The sequence below is a fragment of the Mesorhizobium sp. M5C.F.Cr.IN.023.01.1.1 genome (assembly GCF_003997585.1).
In the GTDB taxonomy this organism is placed as follows: Bacteria; Pseudomonadota; Alphaproteobacteria; order Rhizobiales; family Rhizobiaceae; genus Mesorhizobium; species Mesorhizobium wenxiniae.
On the sequence record NZ_RZSU01000050.1, the window covers coordinates 1 to 19,878 of the forward strand.

17 protein-coding genes and 1 pseudogene are annotated in these 19,878 nt (G+C 63.2%); 15 read left to right on the top strand and 3 right to left on the bottom strand.

Translation table 11 applies throughout. From position 1 onward, the window contains the following. The 14 genes and pseudogenes from EOA78_RS19945 to EOA78_RS20010 all read left to right on the top strand — a co-directional run. Positions 1-193 (top strand): annotated as a pseudogene (locus EOA78_RS19945) (UDP-N-acetylglucosamine--N-acetylmuramyl-(pentapeptide) pyrophosphoryl-undecaprenol N-acetylglucosamine transferase); the annotation flags it as partial. Continuing rightward, complete coding sequence (gene murC, locus EOA78_RS19950; RefSeq protein ID WP_127316619.1) at positions 190-1,596, top strand: UDP-N-acetylmuramate--L-alanine ligase; 1,407 nt, start codon at positions 190-192, stop codon at positions 1,594-1,596. The pseudogene EOA78_RS19945 and the gene murC, both read left to right, overlap by 4 nt. After that, complete coding sequence (gene murB, locus EOA78_RS19955) at positions 1,593-2,558, top strand: UDP-N-acetylmuramate dehydrogenase (RefSeq protein ID WP_127316620.1); 966 nt, start codon at positions 1,593-1,595, stop codon at positions 2,556-2,558. Before murC ends, murB begins: the two co-directional genes overlap by 4 nt. A 301-nt stretch (positions 2,559-2,859) precedes the next feature. Continuing rightward, positions 2,860-3,786 carry a D-alanine--D-alanine ligase gene (locus tag EOA78_RS19960; protein ID WP_127316621.1) on the top strand — a complete coding sequence of 309 codons (927 nt, stop codon included), beginning with the start codon at positions 2,860-2,862 and terminating at the stop codon, positions 3,784-3,786. Then, the gene (locus EOA78_RS19965; protein ID WP_127316622.1) at positions 3,774-4,715 is read left to right on the top strand and encodes a cell division protein FtsQ/DivIB; all 942 of its coding nucleotides are present in this window, start codon (positions 3,774-3,776) and stop codon (positions 4,713-4,715) included. The genes EOA78_RS19960 and EOA78_RS19965 overlap by 13 nt, the downstream gene beginning before the upstream one ends. Further along, positions 4,712-6,019: a cell division protein FtsA gene (gene ftsA / locus EOA78_RS19970; protein ID WP_065010306.1), complete on the top strand. Its 1,308-nt coding sequence runs from the start codon at positions 4,712-4,714 to the stop codon at positions 6,017-6,019. Before EOA78_RS19965 ends, ftsA begins: the two co-directional genes overlap by 4 nt. 67 nt (positions 6,020-6,086) lie before the next feature. Then, positions 6,087-7,763, top strand: a complete 1,677-nt coding sequence (gene ftsZ / locus EOA78_RS19975) for a cell division protein FtsZ (RefSeq protein WP_127316623.1) — start codon at positions 6,087-6,089, stop codon at positions 7,761-7,763. Between the two features lie 272 nt (positions 7,764-8,035). Further along, a complete protein-coding gene (gene lpxC, locus EOA78_RS19980; protein WP_127316624.1) occupies positions 8,036-8,983 on the top strand; it encodes a UDP-3-O-acyl-N-acetylglucosamine deacetylase in 948 nt (315 codons plus the stop codon). Between the two features lie 203 nt (positions 8,984-9,186). Beyond that, positions 9,187-10,056 (top strand): outer membrane protein assembly factor BamD, encoded by an 870-nt coding sequence (locus EOA78_RS19985; RefSeq protein WP_127316625.1) that lies wholly within the window; start codon positions 9,187-9,189, stop codon positions 10,054-10,056. A 13-nt stretch (positions 10,057-10,069) separates the two neighbouring features. Further along, a complete protein-coding gene (gene recN / locus EOA78_RS19990) occupies positions 10,070-11,740 on the top strand; it encodes a DNA repair protein RecN (RefSeq protein ID WP_127316626.1) in 1,671 nt (556 codons plus the stop codon). A gap of 140 nt (positions 11,741-11,880) precedes the next feature. Continuing rightward, positions 11,881-14,088, top strand: coding sequence for an NAD-dependent DNA ligase LigA (gene ligA, locus EOA78_RS19995; protein WP_127316627.1), 2,208 nt, complete (start codon positions 11,881-11,883; stop codon positions 14,086-14,088). Next, positions 14,088-14,780 carry a TIGR02453 family protein gene (locus EOA78_RS20000; protein ID WP_127316628.1) on the top strand — a complete coding sequence of 231 codons (693 nt, stop codon included), beginning with the start codon at positions 14,088-14,090 and terminating at the stop codon, positions 14,778-14,780. The genes ligA and EOA78_RS20000 overlap by 1 nt, the downstream gene beginning before the upstream one ends. A gap of 102 nt (positions 14,781-14,882) precedes the next feature. After that, on the top strand, positions 14,883-15,611 hold the full coding sequence (locus EOA78_RS20005) for an AzlC family ABC transporter permease (protein WP_127316629.1): 729 nt from the start codon (positions 14,883-14,885) through the stop codon (positions 15,609-15,611). Next, positions 15,608-15,904, top strand: coding sequence for an AzlD family protein (locus EOA78_RS20010; protein WP_127316630.1), 297 nt, complete (start codon positions 15,608-15,610; stop codon positions 15,902-15,904). The genes EOA78_RS20005 and EOA78_RS20010 overlap by 4 nt, the downstream gene beginning before the upstream one ends. A 30-nt stretch (positions 15,905-15,934) precedes the next feature. Here EOA78_RS20010 and EOA78_RS20015 read toward each other — a convergent pair whose 3' ends face one another. Beyond that, positions 15,935-17,779 (bottom strand): aminopeptidase P family protein, encoded by a 1,845-nt coding sequence (locus EOA78_RS20015; RefSeq protein WP_127316631.1) that lies wholly within the window; start codon positions 17,777-17,779, stop codon positions 15,935-15,937. Positions 17,780-18,049: 270 nt separating this feature from the next. Between EOA78_RS20015 and EOA78_RS20020 the strand changes: the two genes are divergently transcribed. Next, positions 18,050-18,235, top strand: a complete 186-nt coding sequence (locus EOA78_RS20020) for a hypothetical protein (RefSeq protein WP_029351430.1) — start codon at positions 18,050-18,052, stop codon at positions 18,233-18,235. Between the two features lie 35 nt (positions 18,236-18,270). Here the strand turns inward: EOA78_RS20020 and EOA78_RS20025 are convergent, their stop codons facing one another. Further along, positions 18,271-19,143: a 50S ribosomal protein L11 methyltransferase gene (locus EOA78_RS20025; RefSeq protein WP_127316656.1), complete on the bottom strand. Its 873-nt coding sequence runs from the start codon at positions 19,141-19,143 to the stop codon at positions 18,271-18,273. Positions 19,144-19,229: 86 nt separating this feature from the next. Beyond that, complete coding sequence (locus tag EOA78_RS20030; protein WP_127316632.1) at positions 19,230-19,808, bottom strand: SCO family protein; 579 nt, start codon at positions 19,806-19,808, stop codon at positions 19,230-19,232. Between the last annotated feature and the right edge of the window lie 70 nt (positions 19,809-19,878).

Below are 19,878 nucleotides of genomic sequence, written 5' to 3' on the forward strand. Positions count from 1 at the left end.
ATCCTCGCTCTCGCCCGAGCGCATCGCTGCGCTCGTCGGCGCGTTGATGGAGGATCCGGAGCGGCTGACCACAATGGCAGCGGCGGCGAAATCGGCCGGAAAACCGGACGCGGCACGGTTGCTCGCCGATCTGACAGAGGCTATTGCGTCGAAGAAAGGCGTATCGGCATTCAGGAAGGAGACGCACGCATGAAGATGCCGCAGACGATAGGGCTCGTGCATTTCATCGGCATCGGCGGTATCGGCATGAGCGGCATCGCCGAGGTGCTGCACAATCTCGGCTATAAGGTGCAAGGATCCGACCAGGCCGACAGCGCCAATGTGCAGCGGCTGCGCGACAAGGGCATCGAGTGCTTTGTCGGTCATCGCGCCGATAATGTCGGCGAAGCCGAAGTGGTTGTCGTCTCGACGGCGATCAAGAAATCCAATCCGGAGCTGAAGGCGGCGCGCGAGAAACTGCTTCCCGTTGTCCGCCGCGCCGAGATGCTGGCCGAACTGATGCGCTTCCGGCAGGCGGTGGCCATCGGCGGCACGCATGGCAAGACGACGACGACCTCGATGGTGGCGACGCTGCTCGAAGCCGGCGGGCTCGATCCGACCGTGATCAATGGCGGCATCATCAATGCCTACGGCACCAACGCCCGGATGGGCGACGGCGAATGGATGGTGGTCGAAGCCGATGAGAGCGACGGCACCTTCCTGAAGCTGCCGGCCGAGATTGCCGTCGTCACCAACATCGATCCCGAGCACCTCGATCATTACGGCTCCTTCGACAAGGTGCGCGAGGCCTTTCGCCTGTTCGTCGAGAACGTGCCGTTCTACGGCTTCGGCGTCATGTGCACCGACCATCCGGAAGTGCAGGCACTGGTCAGCCGCATCGAAGACCGTCGCGTCATCACCTATGGCGAGAACGCGCAGGCCGATGTGCGTTTCACCAATCACCGCATGGACGGCCCGACCTCGGAATTCGACGTGGTGATCCGCGACCGCAAGACCCGCGGCCAGTCGACTATATCAGGCCTGCGCCTGCCGATGCCCGGCCGTCACAATGTCTCCAATGCGACGGCGGCGATCGCTGTCGCGCATGAGCTCGGCCTTTCGGCCGAGGCGATCAGGAAGGGCCTGTCGTCCTTCGCCGGCGTCAAGCGGCGCTTTACCCGTACCGGTTCGTGGAACGGCGTCGATGTGTTCGACGATTACGGCCACCATCCGGTCGAGATCGCGGCGGTGCTGAGGGCGGCGCGAGACGCCACCAAGGGCCGCGTCATCGCCATTGCCCAGCCGCACCGCTTCACCCGGCTGCATGATCTGTTCGGCGAGTTTTCCGTCTGCTTCAACGACGCCGACACGGTGATGGTGGCGCCAATCTATGCGGCAGGCGAAGAGCCGATCGACGGGGTGACGTCCGAGGCATTGGTGTCGCGCATCCGCTCCGGCGGCCATCGCGACGCGCGCTACATCGAAGGCCCCGCGGCGATTGCGCCGGCTATCCGCGACCTGGCGAAACCAGGCGATTTCATCGTCTTCCTCGGCGCCGGCAACATCACGCAATGGGCTTACGCGCTGCCCAGGGAACTCGGCGGTACCGCCTCATGATGCGTGGCCAGGCATTGATCGACAAGCTCGGCGGCCGGCTTGACGGCCTGCGCGGCCGCATTACGCCCAATGCCGAGATGGACAAGATCACCTGGTTCCGCGCCGGCGGGCTGGCCGACGCATTGTTCCAGCCGGCCGACGAGGACGACCTCGCCGCGTTCCTGAGGGCGGTGCCCGAGGAGATACCGCTGACCATCGTCGGCGTCGGCTCGAATTTGCTTGTCCGCGACGGTGGCATTACTGGCTTCGTCATCCGGCTTTCGGCCAAGGGCTTTGGCGAAGCCGAAGTGATTGCGCCGACCACGATCAAGGCGGGCGCCGCCACGCCCGACAAGCGCCTTGCCGCTGTCGCCTACCAGGCTGGTATAGGCGGCTTTGAATTTTACCACGGCATTCCGGGTGCCGTCGGCGGTGCGCTGAGGATGAACGCCGGCGCCAATGGCGTCGAGACGCGCGAGCGCGTCATCGAGGTGCGGGCGCTCGACCGCAAGGGCAACGTGCATACGCTGAGCAACGCCGGTATGGGCTACGCCTATCGCCATTCGGCAGCCCCTGCCGGGCTGATCTTCACATCGGCTGTGTTTGAAGGGGTTTTGGCAGACAAGGCCGCGATCAAGGCGGCAATGGACGCCGTCCAGCACCATCGCGAGACCGTGCAGCCGATCCGCGAAAAGACCGGCGGCTCGACCTTCAAGAATCCGGAGGGCACCTCGGCCTGGAAGGAGATCGACAGGGCGGGCTGTCGGGGGCTGATGATCGGCGGCGCGCAGATGTCGCCGATGCATTGCAACTTCATGATCAACACGGGAACCGCGACCGGCTACGACCTTGAATATCTCGGCGAGACCGTGCGCACGCGCGTGCTCGAACGGTCGGGCATCCGGCTGCATTGGGAAATCAAGCGCATCGGTAATTTCCGGCCGGGGCACGAGGTCCAGGAATTCCTCGGACAGTTGCTCTAAAGACTCACAACACAGTTTTCGCTGCCGTTTTTGCCGAAAGTGAATCTCTCGGAATCGTAAGGTCTTGCCAGCGATTCAACTCTCTGATTCTCTGGTCTGAAGCGTTTCCTGATTTGAGTCGTTTCGACGCGTCACCAGCGTTTTTTCGTCAGGGGCAACCTGCCGGGAGACTCGGGGACTCGATGTTGCGGAAATCACGAGGGCAGGGACTGCTCCGAGCGTTTGAGTGTTTGGCCCTTCGCGGGCATGTGAGATGCAGACCCACCGTAAGAGGGCCCGCCGTGAGAGGAAATGACGGGAAATGAAAAGCAAGCACGTGGCCGTCCTTCTGGGTGGATTCTCGTCCGAGCGGCCCGTGTCTTTGTCTTCGGGGAAAGCCTGTGCTGACGCGCTCGAGAAGGAAGGCTACCAGGTCACTCGCGTCGACGTCTCGCGCGATGTCGGATCGGTGCTGGCTGAGCTCAAGCCTGATGTTGCGTTCAATGCGCTGCATGGCCCGTTCGGCGAGGATGGCACCATCCAGGGCATCCTCGAATATCTTGCCATCCCCTACACCCATTCCGGCGTGCTCGGCTCGGCGCTTGCCATGAACAAGGAGCAAGCCAAGAAGATCGCCAAGTCCGTCGGCATCCCGGTTGCCGAATCGAAGGTGGTCAATCGCTTCGCCATCCAGAACAGGCACCCGATGAAGCCGCCCTATGTCGTCAAACCGGTCAATGAGGGATCGAGCTTCGGCGTCGTCATCGTGCACGAAGGTCAGTCGCATCCGCCGCAGGTCATCGGTTCGTCCGACTGGAAGTATGGCGATACCGTCATGGTGGAGCGCTATGTGCACGGGCGCGAATTGACCTGCGCGGTAATGGGCGACGTGGCTCTCGGGGTTTGCGAGATCATACCGACCGGCCATTCCTTCTACGACTATGATTCAAAATACGTCGCGGGCGGATCAAAACACGAATGCCCTGCAAAAATTTCACCGAATATTTACCAAAAAATACAGACACTGACGCTCAAGGCTCACCAAGCTATCGGCTGCCGGGGCGTTTCCCGGTCGGACTTCCGTTATGATGATCGACACTCCGAGAACGGCGAAATTGTCTGGCTCGAGATCAACACTCAGCCGGGCATGACCCCGACATCCTTGGTGCCTGAAATCGCCGCGCAGGCGGGACACTCGTTCGGCGATTTGTTGAGTTGGATGGTGGAGGACGCTTCGTGTCTGCGTTGAAGTGGGGACAGGGCAACGGGAAGGGCGCGGCCGGGCCGACGCTGTTCGGTGTGTCGTTGTCGTTCGACCATTTTGTGCTGCCGCGTCTGCTTCGCCGGCCGGCGCGCGTGCTGGCGCGCCTGGGCGAGGGCGACTTCGAGGTGCCGCCGTTTTCCGCAGCCATGCTGTCGGCGGCGCTGCTCGTATCGGGCAGTGCCTATGGCGCCTATCTCGGCGGACATGTCGACGGTGTCGTCCAGGGCATCACTGCCCGCACCGGCTTTGCCGTCGACCAGATCAAGGTCGTCGGCAACCGCGCAACCTCCGAGATCGACATTCTCGACAGGATGCAGCTCGATGGCTGGACGTCGCTGATCGGCTTCGATGCCGAAGCCGCGCGGGAGCGCATAGCCACGCTGCCCTGGGTCGAGGTTGCGGCGGTGCGCAAGGTCTATCCGCACACGCTGGAGGTGCGCATCGAGGAGCGTGAGCCTTTTGCGCTCTGGCAGCAGGGCAACGAGCTTTCCGTCATCGAGCGGTCCGGTGCCGTGATCGCGCCATTCTCCGGCGGCAAGCAGTCGCTGCTGCCGTTGATCGTCGGCACCGGCGCGCCGGCCAAAGCGCCCGATTTCCTGGCCAGGATCAAAAAGTATCCAGAGCTTGCCGCGCGGGTCAAAGGCTATATCCGCATCGGCGAACGGCGTTGGGATCTGAAGCTGGAGAACGGCATCACCGTCAAGCTTCCTGAGGATGGCGAGGACCAGGCGATCGCCGATCTGGTCAGGATGGACCGCGAGAACGGGCTGCTGACGCGCGACATCGCCGCCATCGACATGCGCTTTTCCGATCGCCTCGTCGTCCAATTGACGCCGGAAGCGGCGACGCAGCGCGAGGCTGCGCTCAATGAAAAGCCGAAACTGCCGAAGCGCAAGGCGGAGACGAAGATATGAGCTGGCTTGGCGGCAACAGCGATGCCTCGTCTCGCCGGTCCGGCATCATGACGGTGCTGGATGTCGGCTCGAGCAAGGTCTGCTGCGTGGTGGCCAAGCTCAAGCCGCGCGAGGACGGCATGCTGCTGCGCGGGCGCTCGCACCGCATCCAGGTGATCGGCATCGGCCACCAGAAATCGCAAGGCGTGAAATCGGGTGTCGTCATCGATCTCGACAGGGCCGAGCACGCCATCCGCCTTGCCGTCGATGCCGCCGAGCGCATGGCCGGGCTGACCGTCGATTCGCTGATCGTCAACATGACGGCCGGCCGGCTGAAGAGCGAAAGCTTCTCGGCAACCATCAACCTCGGCGGCCATGAGGCCGACGAGGCCGACATCAAGCGTGTGCTTGCCGCCGGCGCCAAGCAGGCGCTGCGGGCCGAGCGCGAGGTGATCCATTCGCTTCCCGTCGGCTTTTCGCTGGACGCCGAGCGCGGCGTGCGTGATCCCCGCGGCATGGTCGGCGATCAGCTCGGCGTCGACATGCATGTGCTGACGGGTGATGCGGCACCCTTGCGCAATCTGGAGCTTTGCATCAACCGTTCGCACCTCTCGGTCGAGCGCATGGTGGCGACCCCCTATGCCAGCGGGCTTGCCGCACTGGTCGACGACGAACTCGAAATGGGCGCGGCCTGCATCGACATGGGCGGCGGCACCACGACGATCTCGGTGTTTTCGGAAGGCAAGTTCGTTCATGGCGACGCCATCGCCATCGGCGGCAACCACGTCACACTGGACATGGCCAAGGGCCTGTCGACCTCGCTCGACGCCGCCGAGAGGCTGAAAGTGATGCATGGATCGGCGCTGCCCGGCAGTGCCGACGACCGCGACCTGGTCTCGATACAGCCGATCGGCGAGGATGGCGAGGTGCCGCTGCAGATACCGCGTTCGGTGATGACGCGCATCATCCGGGCGCGCATCGACGAGACGCTCGAACTGTTGCGCGACCGGCTGAACAGGTCCGGCTACGGCAACGCCGTCGGCAAGCGCGTCGTGCTGACCGGCGGCGCCAGCCAGCTTTCCGGCCTGCCCGAGGCGGCGCGCCGCATTCTCGGACGCAATGTGCGCATCGGCCGTCCGCTCGGTGTGGCGGGCCTGCCGGAGGCCGCCAAGGGGCCGGCTTTCTCGACGCCGGTCGGGCTTCTGATCTACCCGCAGATGGCGAATTTCGAGAGCCATCCGGCGAAGGGAATTTCTGGTCTCAGGATGACCGGAACGGGCGGAAAACTGCATCGAATGAGTCAGTGGTTGAGAGACAGTTTTTAAATTGACGGGGACAGCCCCATAGGCGGCCGCAGCGGCGAAGCGGCGGGAAAGGCAAAGGACGGAGACAATGACCATCAATCTGCAGAAGCCGGATATCACCGAGCTCAAGCCGCGTATCACCGTGTTCGGTGTCGGCGGCGGCGGCGGCAATGCCGTCAACAACATGATCACTGCTGGCTTGCGCGGCGTCGAGTTTGTGGTCGCCAATACCGACGCGCAGGCGCTGACCATGTCCAAGTCGGACCGCCTGATCCAACTCGGCGCGCATGTCACCGAGGGCTTGGGTGCGGGATCGCAACCGGAAGTCGGGCGCGCGGCGGCGGAGGAATGCATCGACGAGATCGTCGACCACCTCTCCAACACTCATATGTGCTTCGTCACTGCCGGCATGGGCGGCGGCACCGGCACGGGGGCCGCGCCGGTCGTTGCACGTGCTGCGCGTGAGAAGGGGATTCTCACCGTCGGCGTCGTCACCAAGCCATTCCATTTCGAAGGCCAGCGCCGCATGAAGACGGCGGATCTGGGCATCGAGGAGTTGCAGAAGTGCGTCGACACCCTCATCGTCATTCCCAACCAGAACCTGTTCCGGCTGGCCAATGACAAGACGACCTTCGCTGACGCTTTCGCCATGGCCGACCAGGTGCTCTATTCCGGCGTCGCCTGCATCACCGACCTGATGGTCAAGGAAGGGCTGATCAACCTCGACTTCGCCGACGTCCGCTCGGTCATGCGCGAGATGGGCAAGGCGATGATGGGGACGGGCGAAGCTTCCGGCGAGGGCCGCGCCATGGCTGCCGCCGAAGCCGCGATCGCCAACCCGCTGCTCGACGAGACCTCGATGAAGGGCGCCAAGGGCCTGTTGATCTCGATCACCGGCGGCCGCGACCTGACCCTGTTCGAAGTCGACGAGGCGGCGACCCGCATTCGCGAGGAGGTCGACCAGGAGGCCAACATCATTCTGGGTGCGACGTTCGACGAGGACCTCGAAGGCGTCATTCGCGTCTCGGTGGTCGCCACCGGCATCGACAAATCGGCGGCCGAAATCGCCGCCGCGCCGATCGCCATCCGCACGGCTCCGCCAAAGCCGGTCAGTCGTCCGGCCGCTCCGGTCACGGAAAACCGTCCGGCGCCTGTCCAGCAGGCGGGCTACGAGCCACGCACCGTCGATCCTGTAGCAGAGGCGATCCAGCTCGCCGAGGCGAATGCCGCGGCGATGGCGCGTCCCGCGCCGGCTGCCCAGGCGGAAGATTTTCGTCCGCAGAGCAAGATCTTCCAAGCGCCGCCGGCCCAGCCGCAGCCGATGGTGCAGCCAATGGTGCAGCCAATGGTTCAGCAGGTGATGCAGCCTGCCCCGCAGCGTGAAGTGCTTCAGCCGGCAGCCGCAGCGCCCCAGCGCATGCCGCGCGTCGAGGACTTTCCGCCGGTGGTGAAAGCCGAAGTGGAAGCCAAAACCCGTCCCGCCGACCACGAGAACAGCGGACCGATGGGACTGCTCAAGCGCCTGACGAACGGCCTTACCCGCCGTGAAGAAGAGCCCGCACGACTGCAGCCGGCGCAGCCGCGCGAGCCGAAACTGCGCCAGGCGGCACCCGAAGTGCGCCGCCTTGCCAGCCAGGATCCGCAGCTTTACGCGCCACGCCGCGGCCAGTTGGATGACCAGGGCCGGCTGACGCCGCAGAGCAGGGCTGTCCAGGAAGACGATCAGCTGGAGATTCCGGCGTTCCTGCGCCGCCAGGCGAATTGATCTGTTAACGGTCCGTAATGGTTATTAACAGGCAGACAAGAAGTTGTTTGCCTGTTAATCTTAAAAGCGATTGCAAAACAGGGTGTTACGAGACTATACCCGCCCCGGATCCCGGTTACACAGAGTAAGAAACCGTGATTTGGAGACTTCCTGCCGGGCAACTATCTTCGCCCGAGCAATGTCGGTTTGCTGGGATTCGGGGAAGTGGCCCTGCCTGCCGATCAAAGAGCCGCGCCCTCGGGCTAATGAAGCGGACGAAGGCAGTATGGGCTATGGGGTTTGTTTTGCACGACTATCAGACGACACTTAAATCGCGTGCGACGCTGACCGGCACCGGCGTTCACAGCGGCAATTCCGTTACCGTTCATTTCCTGCCGGCAGACGCTGATACGGGTGTCGTGTTCCAGCTTTCGAATGGAAGCGAAGACCGGGAGTTCCGTGCGCTCGTTTCCGAGGTCGGTGCTACCGATCTGTGCACCATGCTCGGCGATCCGGCAGGCGAGCACATCGCCACCGTCGAACATCTGATGGCCACGCTTTTCGGGCTCGGCATCGACAATGTCGTCATCGAGATCGACGGCCATGAGGTTCCGATCCTTGACGGCAGCGCCATGGCCTTCGTAGAGGCTATCGACCAGGCGGGCATCGATACGCTGCCGGTCAAGCGCCGCTATATCCGGTTGGTCAAGCCGGTTCGTATCGAGAACGGTGCCTCCTGGGCGGAGTTCAGGCCCTATGACGGCACGCGCTTCGAGATCGAGATCGATTTCGAAAGCCCTGCGATCGGCCGTCAGCTCTTCGCATCCGACATGAATGCCGACATTTTCCGCCGCGATATCGCGCGGGCCCGTACCTTCGGTTTCATGAAGGACGTCGAGCGGCTGTGGGCAGCCGGTTATGCGCTCGGCTCCTCGCTGGAAAACTCCCTGGTGATCGGCGACGACAACCGCGTGATCAACATGGGAGGCTTGCGCTATCCCAACGAGTTCGTGCGCCACAAGACGATGGACGCCATGGGGGATCTGGCGCTGGCCGGCGCCCGGTTCATTGGCTGCTTCCGGTCCTATCGCGGCGGCCACAGGCTGAATGCGGCAGCGCTGCGCCGCCTTTTGTCGGACCGTTCGGCGTTCGAGATCGTCGAGACGACACGCCGCGAGCGCGGTCGTACCGCCGAGATGAGCGCCGTCTATGCACCTGTCTACGCACCCTGGATGATCTGATTCTTAACGTTTTTCGGGTTTTATGGCCGCCGGCCTGTGTTGCATGACTGCACCATTGGCCGGCGAAATCACGCAAGTGTGCGGGCTGCGCCAGGCTGCCACAAAAATGTGCGATTGGCCGGGGATAGCGTTGCCGGGCACGGCGATTATGGTTATGCGTGCTGCCGACGACTGAAATGACGCCGAAAGGGCGGAATCCAATCATGTTCTTCAAGCGAATTGGTCAATCGAAAGCGCCGCATCAGGCTGTTTTCCTGGCGCTTTCGGTGGTTGTTCCATCGCTGTTCCTGTCGGCCTGCATGTCGTCCGAGAAGGATGTCGACCTGTCGACTTATGTCGAGCAGACCGAGCCGGCCGACGTTCTCTACAACCAGGGCCTCGCCAATCTGAATGCCGGGCGCCTGCAGGAGGCGAGCCGCAAATTCAGTGCGGTCGACCGCCAGCATCCCTATTCCGAATACGCCCGCAAATCGATGGTGATGGGTGCCTTTGCCGACTATCGCCAGGGCAACTATACCGAGGCGATCGGTTCGGCCAAGCGCTATCTCACGCTCTATCCGTCGACCGACGACGCGGCCTATGCCCAGTACATCATCGGGCTCAGCTACTATCGGCAAATCAGGGATGTCACCCAGGACCAGAAGGAAGCGCGTCAGACCGTGCAGACGATGCAGGATCTGGTGACGCGCTGGCCCGATTCCGAATATGTCGACGACGCCAAGGAAAAGATCCGCTTCGCCAACGACCAGCTCGCCGGCAAGGAGATGCAGATCGGCCGCTACTATCTCGAGCGCCGTGAATACATCGCCGCCGTCAAGCGGTTCCGCGTCGTGGTGGAGACCTATTCCAACACGCGCCACGTCGAGGAAGCGCTCGCGCGCCTTACCGAAACCTATTATGCGATGGGGCTGACATCGGAAGCGCAGACTGCCGCGGCTGTGCTCGGCACCAACTATCCCGACAGCGTGTGGTACAAGGATTCCTACAAGCTCCTGCAGACTGGTGGGCTCGAGCCGCGCGAGAATGCGGGCTCGTGGATCGCCAAGGCCGGGAAGCTGATCACCGGCGCCTGAGCGGCGCGTCACCATGCTTTCCAGACTGTCGATCCGCGATATCGTTCTGATCGAGAAGCTGGACATCGACTTCTCGTCCGGTCTTTCGGTGCTGACCGGCGAAACCGGCGCCGGAAAATCCATCCTGCTCGATGCGCTGTCGCTGGCGCTTGGCGCGCGCGGTGACGCCTCGCTGGTGCGGCATGGCGCGGCACAGGGCCAGGTCATCGCCGTGTTCGACGTGCCGCGCAACCATCCTGCCCGCATGCTGCTTGCCGACAACGCTATCGAGGACGATGGCGACATCATTCTGCGCCGCGTGCAGACAGCGGATGGCCGTACTCGCGTCTTCGTCAACGACCAGCCTTCCAGCGTGACACTGATGCGCGACGTCGGTCACGCGCTGGTTGAGATCCACGGCCAGCATGACGAGCGTGCCCTGGTCGATCCCGGCGCCCATCGCGAATTGCTGGACAGCTTCGGCGGTCATCTCGGCGCTGTGCGGGCGACCGGCGAGGCATGGCGGCACTGGCGGGCGTGCGAGCAGGAATTTTCGCGACATCGCGCCAAGGTGGAAGCGGCGGCCCGCGAGGCCGACTATCTGCGCGCCGCGGTCGCCGAATTGACGAAGCTCGACCCCCAACCCGGTGAGGAAGCCGACCTTGCCGAACTGCGCGCCTCGATGATGCGCGCGGAAAAGATCGCCTCGGAAATCCATGACGCGCAAGATGTGCTCTCGGGCCCGTCCTCGCCCTTGCCGCAACTGGCCAGCCTGTTGCGGCGGCTGCAGCGCAAGGTGACCGAGGCGCCCGGCCTGCTCGACGACGTGGTCAAATCGCTCGATGAGGCGATGCTGTCGCTCGACGCGGCGCAATCGGGTGTGGAAGCGGCACTTCGCGCCACCGAATACGATCCGCGGCGGCTGGAACAGGCCGAGGAGCGGCTGTTTTCGCTGCGCGCCGCCTCACGCAAGCACAGTGTTGCAGTCGACGATCTGGCCCAATTGCGCGACACGATGGCCGCCGATCTCGCCGATCTCGACGCCGGCGAGGAGCGCCTGCACGGGCTGGAGAAGCAAGCTGCCGCCGCGCGCGAGACCTACGACATTTCTGCAGCACAGCTTTCGTCGCTTCGCCATGCGGCGGCGGTCGGCTTGACCAAGGCGGTGATGGCCGAACTGCCGGCACTGAAGCTCGAACGGGCAGCCTTCATCGTCGAGATGGCAAGTGAGGCCGAGAGCCGCATGGAAGACGGCATCGATCAGGTCGAATTCTGGGTGCGCACCAATCCCGGCACAAGACCGGGCCCGATGATGAAGGTCGCCTCCGGTGGCGAACTTTCGCGGTTCCTGCTGGCGCTGAAGGTGGCGCTGGCCGACCGCGGCTCGGCGCCGACCTTGGTCTTCGATGAAATCGACACCGGCGTTGGCGGCGCGGTGGCGGACGCCATCGGCCAAAGGCTGGCGCGGCTGTCGAGGCGCGTGCAGGTGCTTTCGGTTACGCACGCGCCGCAAGTGGCGGCACGCGCGGCGACGCATTTCCTGATCTCCAAATCCGGTGGGGCCGATCGTGTCGCCACCGGCATTGCCGAGATGGACCGGGCGGCGCGCCAGGAAGAGATCGCGCGGATGCTGGCCGGGGCGACCATTACCGACGAGGCGCGCGCGGCGGCCGAGCGGCTGCTTCGCGAAAACACCGCAGCCTAGCGGAGCTCATGCTCGGCGTTATGGATCGAGTCAGGATGTGGCTCCATCCTGCTGTTCAGGAATGATTTTCTCGTACCCGGTCTCTCCCTCATAGGAAGATCCTGTTCTATTGTGTCGCGCCACCGGGAAGGGAGCAATGCATGGCCGAAAAATCAGTTGATTCGCTCAGCGAAAGCGAAGCCGCAAGCGAGCTAAAGCGGCTGGCGGCGGAGATCGCCGAGCACGACCGGCGCTACCACACCGAGGACGCACCGCTTATAACGGACGCGGAATATGACGCGCTAACGCAGCGCAACCTCGCCATCGAACAGCGCTTCCCCGCTTTGGTGCTAGAGGATTCGCCATCGCGCCGAGTGGGCGCGCCACCGGCCGAAGGCTTTGCCAAGGTGCGCCATGCGGTGCCGATGCTCAGTCTTGCCAAGGCCTATACCGACCAGGATGTCACCGACTTCATCGAACGCGGCCGGCGTTTCTTTAACCGCGACAAGGATCTGGACATTGCGTTCACGGCTGAGCCGAAGATCGACGGGCTATCGGCTTCGCTGCGTTATGAAGGCGGTGTGTTCGTGCAGGGAGCAACGCGCGGTGACGGCGCCGTCGGGGAGGACATCACCGCCAATCTCAGGACAATCGCCGACATCCCCAAGCACCTGAAAGGCTCGGGCTGGCCTGATGTGATCGAGATACGGGGTGAGGTCTATATGACCTATGCGGAATTCGAGGCTTTGAAGGAACGGTCGGCGGCGGTTGGCGGCCAGGACTATGTCAATCCGCGCAATACGGCGGCCGGATCCCTGCGTCAGAAGGATCCGTCCGTTACCGCCAGCCGCAACCTCAAGTTCTTAGCCTACGCCTGGGGCTACACGTCAGAGGATCCCGCTCCGACTCAATACGATTCAGTGCAAAAATTCGCTGAGTGGGGGTTCAAGATCAGTCCGCTGATGGTGCGGGCGAAGTCGGTCGACGAACTGGTCGCGCACTATCACCTGATCGAGGCCCAGCGCTCGTCGCTCGGCTACGACATCGACGGCGTCGTCTACAAGGTGGACCAGTTGGAATTGCAGCGCAGATGGGGTTTCGCCACTGGCGAACCGCGCTGGGCCATCGCTCATAAATTTCCTGCCGAACAGGCAATGACGACCGTGCTCAGGATCGACGTTCAGGTCGGCCGCACCGGCACTCTGGCGCCCGTTGCACGGCTTGCGCCCGTCACGGTTGGCGGCGTGGTGGTCGAAAATGTCACGCTTCACAATGAAGACTACATCAAGGGTCTCGACAGCAACGGCCAGCCAATCCGCGACGGCTGTGACGTGCGTATCGGCGACACAGTCGTCATCCAGCGGGCGGGCGACGTCATTCCGCAGATCGTCAGCGTCGTTATCGACAGGCGCCCGGCTGATGCCGTGCCCTACGAATTCCCGCACACCTGTCCGATCTGTGGCTCACCCGCAACGCGCGAGATCAACGAAAAGACCGGCAAGGAAGATTCCCGCCGACGCTGCACCGGCGAACTGATCTGTCCCGCGCAGGCCGTGGAGGGATTGCGCCACTTCGTGTCACGTGGCGCCATGGATATCGAAGGCCTGGGCGCCGAAAACATAGACCTGTTCTTCAATGCGGGATTGATCAAAACAGCCGCCGATATCTTTACTCTCAGGGATCGCCGTCCCGCCGTGACCAAGGCGCTGGCTGAGCGGCGCGAGGAGCAGGCCAGGCAGCGCGAGGCCGCATCGGGCAAGACGCGCAAGAATGTGCGCGGTGTCGAGGAACGCAACTACGAAGGTCTCGACAAGCTGTTCGCCGCCATCGACGCTCGCCGCGAACCGGAACTCGATCGCTTTATTTTCGCGCTGGGTATCCGACATATCGGCGAGACCACGGCCGCTGTACTTGCCCGAACCTTCTCAACCATTGAGGAGTTGATCCGCATCGGCAAGGAGACTGCGGCGGCGGCCGATCCACACACCGTTTTCCCATCGATCAATGGCATCGGCGACACGGTGATAGGCGCGCTTCGCGATTTCTTCGGCAATGAACGCAACGACGACGTGCTTGAAGCCTTGCTCGCGCAGGTCCACCCGAAGCCGTACATTGTGAACGTCTCAGCCGGCAGCGCGGTCGCCGGCAAGACGATCGTGTTTACAGGCACGCTGGAAAAGATGACACGCCCCGAGGCCAAGGCGATGGCTGAACGTCTCGGCGCGAAGGTAGCCGGCTCAGTCTCAGCGAAGACCGATCTCGTGGTGGCAGGCCCAGGCGCCGGTTCCAAGCTGAAGGACGCGACCAAATTCGGCATCGAGGTGATCGACGAGGACACTTGGTTGCAGCGGATCGGCAAAGGAGCATGATGGCCGCTGCATTTAGCGGTTTCGGCCAAAAGGCCATTCCCTTCCTCAAGGCACTCGATTTTCATCAGAGCCGGGAGTGGTTTCTGGAAAACCGCGACCTCTTCGAACGCGAGCTGCGCGACCCTTTCGGCGATCTGGTCGAAACGCTCTCCGAGCGCTTCACGGCAGCGGGGCTGGGTTTGCGCGGCGATCGCAAGAAGTCGCTGTTCCGGATCAATCGCGACGTGCGTTTCGCCAGGGACAAAAGTCCTTACAACCGGCATCTGTCGGCGATCCTTTCGCCTGACGGCACCAAGATGGAGCAGGGGGTATTCTTCGTCCATATCGGGCTTGAGCGCTGCTTTGCCGGCGTTGCCTGGTGGCAGCCCGGGCCGCCGCTGTTGCTGGCGATGCGCAACGCCGTCGCGACGCGGGCGGGCGAATTCCGGGCGCTCATGAAGGCGTTGAAGAAAAACCGTCTCGAACTCGATGCGGAAGGTTGCATGAAGCGAGCGCCACGCGGCTTCGAGCATGTCACGGAGGCCGATCTCGCGGCGGCCATTCGCAACCGGCATTTCGCCGTCCGGCACGAAATCGACCCTGCGGGAATCCACAGTGCGGCACTGGTCGACGAACTCGTCGATTTCGCCTTGCGGGCCAAGCCGCTGCTCGACTGGGGCAGGGCGATCGAAGGCAAGGTCCCGGAGGAGTAGAGGCTAGGGCGATCATTTCCGCTGATCGTTTGGCTCAAGCGAATTGGTGTGACAAGGCAGGCGGCGCTACCTACATACGACCATTCCCGAGGGAGTGGGTCGATGTTAGCGGAAGCAATCTCCGAAAACCGCGCGAAGAGCGATTTCTGGCAAGGCGTGCGGCTCTCGATGCCCGTCGTGGTGGCGTCGGCGCCGTTCGCGCTGCTGTTCGGCGCTATCGCCGTCGACAACGGTTTTTCGGTGCTGGAAGCCCTCCTGATGAGTGCCATGGTTTTCGGTGGCGCCAGCCAGATGGTCGGCATCGAATTGTTCGGCCAGCATGTCGCGCCATGGCTGATCGTGCTGTCGATCTTCGCCGTGAATTTCCGCCATGTGCTTTACTCGGCGGGTATCGGCCGGCGCATCGCACATTGGCCGCTGGTGCAACAGGCAGTCGGCTATTTCATCCTGACCGATCCGCAGTTCGCGGTGGCCGAGCGCAAGGCGGAGGCCGGCGAAACCGTCGGCTTTGCCTGGTACATGGGGCTTGGCCTCCCGGTCTATGTGTTCTGGGTGACCGAAAGCGCGCTTGGCGCGGTGTTCGGCAAGCTCATTCCCGATACACATGCGCTGGGCATCGATTTCCTGCTGCCGATCTATTTTCTCGGCCTAGTCATGAGCTTTCGCAAACGGCCGCTGTGGCTGCCGGTGGTCGTCGCCAGTGCTGCTGCCTCGATCATCGCCTACAAGACGGTAGGCTCGCCCTGGCACGTTTCCATCGGCGCTGTGGCCGGGGTGCTGCTCGCGGTCATCCTGCCGCCGCACCACAGCGGTGTAGAGGCGCGGCGATGAGCACAACCTTGTGGATCATCATCGCCGGTGCGATCGCGACTTATCTCACCCGCATCGGCGGACATCTGGTGATCTCGCGCTTCGAAAACATCCATCCGCGCGTAGAGGCCGGGCTGAACGCCGTGCCGGCGGCGGTGCTGACCACGCTGGTGGCGCCGGCGGCACTCGGCGCCGGGCCGGCGGAATGGGCGGCATTGATCGTCGCCGGGCTGGTCTCGCTGCGCGGCGGGCTGATGGCGATGTTTTTGGTCGGCGCCGCCGTGCTGGTCTTCGCCAGGCAGTTCGTCGGGTAGACGAAACCTGCCCACCGACTCTCCGAGAAATCAAATCTTCTGGTCGTGCGGCAGTGGCGCGGTTGCCTTCTCCAGCCAGGCCAGCGTCTCGCCGTCGAGCATCGGTCCGATCTCGGCCAGCACGCGGGCATGGTATATGTCGAGCCAATGCAGCTCGTCGCGAGTCAATAGGTCGGATCGCACCAGCCTGACGTCGATAGGCGCCAGCGTCAGCGTCTCGAAGCCGTGCATGGCGATGTCGCCGCCCTCGATCGGTTCGGCCGGCGTCACCAGGACGAGATTCTCGATGCGGATGCCGTAAGCACCTTCCTTGTAGTAGCCCGGCTCGTTGGAAACGATCATGCCTGCCAGCAGCTTTTCTGTGCCGGTCCTGGCGATGCGCTGCGGGCCCTCGTGCACGGCCAGATAGGAGCCGACGCCGTGGCCGGTGCCATGGGCGAAATCGCAGCCATGTTTCCACAGCGCAAGGCGCGCCACAGCATCGATCTCGGAGCCGCGCGTCCCGGCGGGAAAGCGCAGCATGGAAATACCGATCATGCCTTTCAGCACCAATGTGAAGCGTTCGCGCATTTCCTCGGTCGGCTTGCCGATCGGCACGGTACGGGTGATGTCGGTGGTGCCGTCCTGATACTGCCCGCCGGAATCGAGCAGGAACAGTTCGCCAGACTGAAGCTTTCGGCTGGTGGCGCGGGAAACGCGGTAGTGCATGATAGCGCCGTTCGGGCCGGCGCCAGAGATGGTATCGAAGGACACGTCGCGCAGCGGCATCTGCGTTTCCTCGCCGGTGCTGCGGCGGCACTCCTCGAGCTTGGTGACGACTGCGATCTCGTCGAGCTTGCTGGGTTCCTGACGGTCGAGCCAGCAAAGCAGCTTGGCCACGGCGGCGCCATCGCGGCGATGCGCGGCGCGGGCGCCGTTGATCTCGGCCTGGTTTTTCGTCGCGCGTGGAATGCGGGCAGGATCAGGTGCAGTGATGACGGTGCCGCCATTGTCCTCGACCAGCATTCTCAGTTTTTCCGCCGCCAGCACCGGATCCAGCGCGATTCTTGCGCCACCCTTGGCCAATCCTGCGATCGCCGCTTCGAATTCACTGGGTTCGTGCAATTCGGCGAGCTGCGTCAGATAGGCCGCGACGGTCCGCGAAAACTTGCGCTGATCCATGAAAAGCAGGTGCGACCCGTCGGCGGCGAGCACGGCGAAGCCGAGCGCCAGCGGCGTATGCGGCACGTCGCCGCCGCGGATGTCGAAGACCCAGGCGATGGAGGACGGGTCGGTCAGCACGGCATGGGTGGCGCCATCCTTGCCGATGGCCTCGGCCAGCCGTGCCAGCTTGTCCTTGGCCAGTTCGCCGGCAAACGCGATCGGATGGAGCTCGACCGGCGCCAGCGGTGGTTCGGGCTGGTCCTTCCAGATGGCATCGATTGGATTCTTCTCGAGCGGCACCAATGTCGCCCCCGATTTTTCGGCCGAAGCTTTCAGCGCCTTGACGTCGCCGATCGTCTGCAGCCACGGATCGAAGCCTAGCCGCACGCCCTTGCCGAGATTGTCCTTGATCCAGGTGGGGGGCGGATTGTCGACCAGGCTTTCGATCGAAAAGACGTCGAGATCGACCTCCTGGCGCACCTGCAGCGTGTAGCGCCCGTCGACGAACATGAAGGCGCGGTCGCCGAGCACTATGGCGACCCCGGCCGAGCCGCTGAAGCCAGTCAGCCATTTCAGCCGTGCCGAGCGGTCGGCGACATATTCGCCCTGATGCTCATCGGCACGAGGTACGATGAAGCCATCCAGCCCGTTGGCCGCCAGCCATTGGCGCAGCAACGCCACACGCGGCTTGCCGACGCCGGAGTCGCCGGCGGAATCAAAAGTCTGGAACATGAGGGCCTCTCCTCGGATGTTGGCGCGACCGTAGCGCATGACCCGGAAAATCGGAATCGACTTTTGCTGCGCAGATCTTCGGTTCGGAGAAAATCAGCGCAAGATCAAAGTGCAACAGCGTCAGCCGCCTGACAATCGGCAGGATTTGGTCCAGCAGCATCGCTTTTGCGCATAGACGCCATGCAGAATCAGCGATTTTCAAATGGGTCAGCAGACCTTACCTTTTTGACGTGGAGGAACGAGTCTTACTGCCCTGCAAAGGAGACCATCATGTCCACGATTTCAGCCAGACGCGGTTTTTTCAGAAGCGCTGTGAATGCTCTCATCGAAGCACGCCAGCGCGAAGCGAGCCGCTATGTGAGCGGCGTTCTGCTTGGCTTTGACGACGAAACGCTGAAGGCGAACGGCTACGATCGCGAAGAACTGAAGAAGGCGGCAAGGTCGCGCTACGTCTGAGCGAATTTACGGCCTGCGTTTGAAGGCGCTGCGCGTCATCGCTTAAGGTGAATCGTCACCCAGCCTTCGCGATGCAACGTCCTGACATGGCGGAACTGCTGGCCGACATAGGCCGAAATCACCGCGTCGCGCTGCCGGTCGAGGATACCTGACAGCACGATCGAGCCGCCCAAAGCGATATGGCTGGCCATTTCTGGCGCCAGCCGCATCAGCGGCCGCGCCAGTATGTTGGCAACGATGAGATCAAAGGGGCCGCGCGCGGCAAAAATCGGATGGTGGAAGCCCGGCGCCGTCACCGTTTCGACAAGCGCCTTGACGTGGTTGAGCCGCGCATTGGCGGCGGCGACCTTTGTGGCGACCGGATCGATGTCGGTCGCCAGCACCGGGATATGGGCGAGCTTGGCCACCGCGATGGCCAGCACCGCACTGCCGGTGCCGAGGTCGAGCGCGTTGCGCGGGCGCTCGCGCCGCACGACCTGTTCCAGCATTTCAAGGCACCCGGCGGTGGTGCCGTGATGGCCGGTGCCGAAGGCGAGGCCCGCCTCGATCTCGATGGGGAGCTCGCCGCTGTGGCGCTTCCTGCGGTCATGCGCGCCGTGGACGAAGAAACGGCCGGCGCGCACCGGCTTCAGTCCCTCCAGCGAACGCGTCACCCAGTCGATATCCGGCACGGGCTCGCGCGCAATCGGCCTCGACAAGGCCAGCCCGGCGAGGATCTCTTTCACACGAGCCTCGACGGCGTCGACATCGCCGTTGGCATAGAGCGACACTTCGTGGATGTCGCGATCCTCATCGACTTCGAGGATGGCAATCGGCAGACCCTCGTCCTCGAAGGCCGTTTCGAACGCCGCGAAGATACTATCGGCCTCGATCTTTCCAGTGGTGAAATAAAGTCGCGTTTGGGTCATCAACCGATGGTCTTGACTGAGCATGATCTTTTCCGAAAACCGGTCCCACTTCTCGCTGTCGCGGACCTTCGGTTCGGGATCATGCTCTAACCTTCCGCCGCCAGCCGCTTGAGCTTGGCGATGGCGGTCTCCGAGCTTTCGCCATAGGCGATGGTGCCGGCGAAATCGCCCCGGGCGGTGAGCAGCAGCACCGAAGCGGTGTGGTCCATCGTGTAGTCGCCGTTGCCCGTGTCGACCTTCTTCGAATAGATGCCGAAGGATTTGGCCATGGCTTGAACCTTGTCGGGGTCGCCAGTGATGCCGAGGATGCGGTCGGAGAAGTTGCTGATATAGGCGTTCATGATTTCCGGCGTGTCGCGCTCCGGGTCGACCGTCACGAAATAGGCGCGCAGGTTCTTGCCGTCGTCCCCCATCGTCTTTAGCCAACCGGCCAGTTCGAACAGCGTGGTCGGGCAAACTTCCGGGCAATGGGTGAAGCCGAAGAAGACGACGCTAGGGTGGCTGCGAAACGCAGCCTCGGTGATCGGGGCGCCCTTCTGGTCGACCAGCGTGAAGGGCGCGCCGAACGGCTCACCGCCATAATGCCCGCGGTACCAGTCGAAGGTGAGCCAGCCGATGCCTGCTGCCATCAGGACGAGAATGCCGACCAGTATTGAACGCATCATCAATTGGTGTCCGTCGCGATTTTCATTGGCGCCGTATCGGCATCATGCAGCTTGTTTGGCGAACACTCTT

Coding starts and splice junctions, on each gene's coding strand:
- murC (WP_127316619.1), top strand. CDS start 190: ATGAAGATGCCGCAGACGATAGGGCTCGTGCATTTCATCGGCATCGGC.
- murB (WP_127316620.1), top strand. CDS start 1,593: ATGATGCGTGGCCAGGCATTGATCGACAAGCTCGGCGGCCGGCTTGAC.
- EOA78_RS19960 (WP_127316621.1), top strand. CDS start 2,860: ATGAAAAGCAAGCACGTGGCCGTCCTTCTGGGTGGATTCTCGTCCGAG.
- ftsA (WP_065010306.1), top strand. CDS start 4,712: ATGAGCTGGCTTGGCGGCAACAGCGATGCCTCGTCTCGCCGGTCCGGC.
- ftsZ (WP_127316623.1), top strand. CDS start 6,087: ATGACCATCAATCTGCAGAAGCCGGATATCACCGAGCTCAAGCCGCGT.
- lpxC (WP_127316624.1), top strand. CDS start 8,036: ATGGGGTTTGTTTTGCACGACTATCAGACGACACTTAAATCGCGTGCG.
- EOA78_RS19985 (WP_127316625.1), top strand. CDS start 9,187: ATGTTCTTCAAGCGAATTGGTCAATCGAAAGCGCCGCATCAGGCTGTT.
- recN (WP_127316626.1), top strand. CDS start 10,070: ATGCTTTCCAGACTGTCGATCCGCGATATCGTTCTGATCGAGAAGCTG.
- ligA (WP_127316627.1), top strand. CDS start 11,881: ATGGCCGAAAAATCAGTTGATTCGCTCAGCGAAAGCGAAGCCGCAAGC.
- EOA78_RS20000 (WP_127316628.1), top strand. CDS start 14,088: ATGGCCGCTGCATTTAGCGGTTTCGGCCAAAAGGCCATTCCCTTCCTC.
- EOA78_RS20005 (WP_127316629.1), top strand. CDS start 14,883: ATGTTAGCGGAAGCAATCTCCGAAAACCGCGCGAAGAGCGATTTCTGG.
- EOA78_RS20010 (WP_127316630.1), top strand. CDS start 15,608: ATGAGCACAACCTTGTGGATCATCATCGCCGGTGCGATCGCGACTTAT.
- EOA78_RS20015 (WP_127316631.1), bottom strand. CDS start 17,779: ATGTTCCAGACTTTTGATTCCGCCGGCGACTCCGGCGTCGGCAAGCCG.
- EOA78_RS20020 (WP_029351430.1), top strand. CDS start 18,050: ATGTCCACGATTTCAGCCAGACGCGGTTTTTTCAGAAGCGCTGTGAAT.
- EOA78_RS20025 (WP_127316656.1), bottom strand. CDS start 19,143: ATGACCCAAACGCGACTTTATTTCACCACTGGAAAGATCGAGGCCGAT.
- EOA78_RS20030 (WP_127316632.1), bottom strand. CDS start 19,808: ATGATGCGTTCAATACTGGTCGGCATTCTCGTCCTGATGGCAGCAGGC.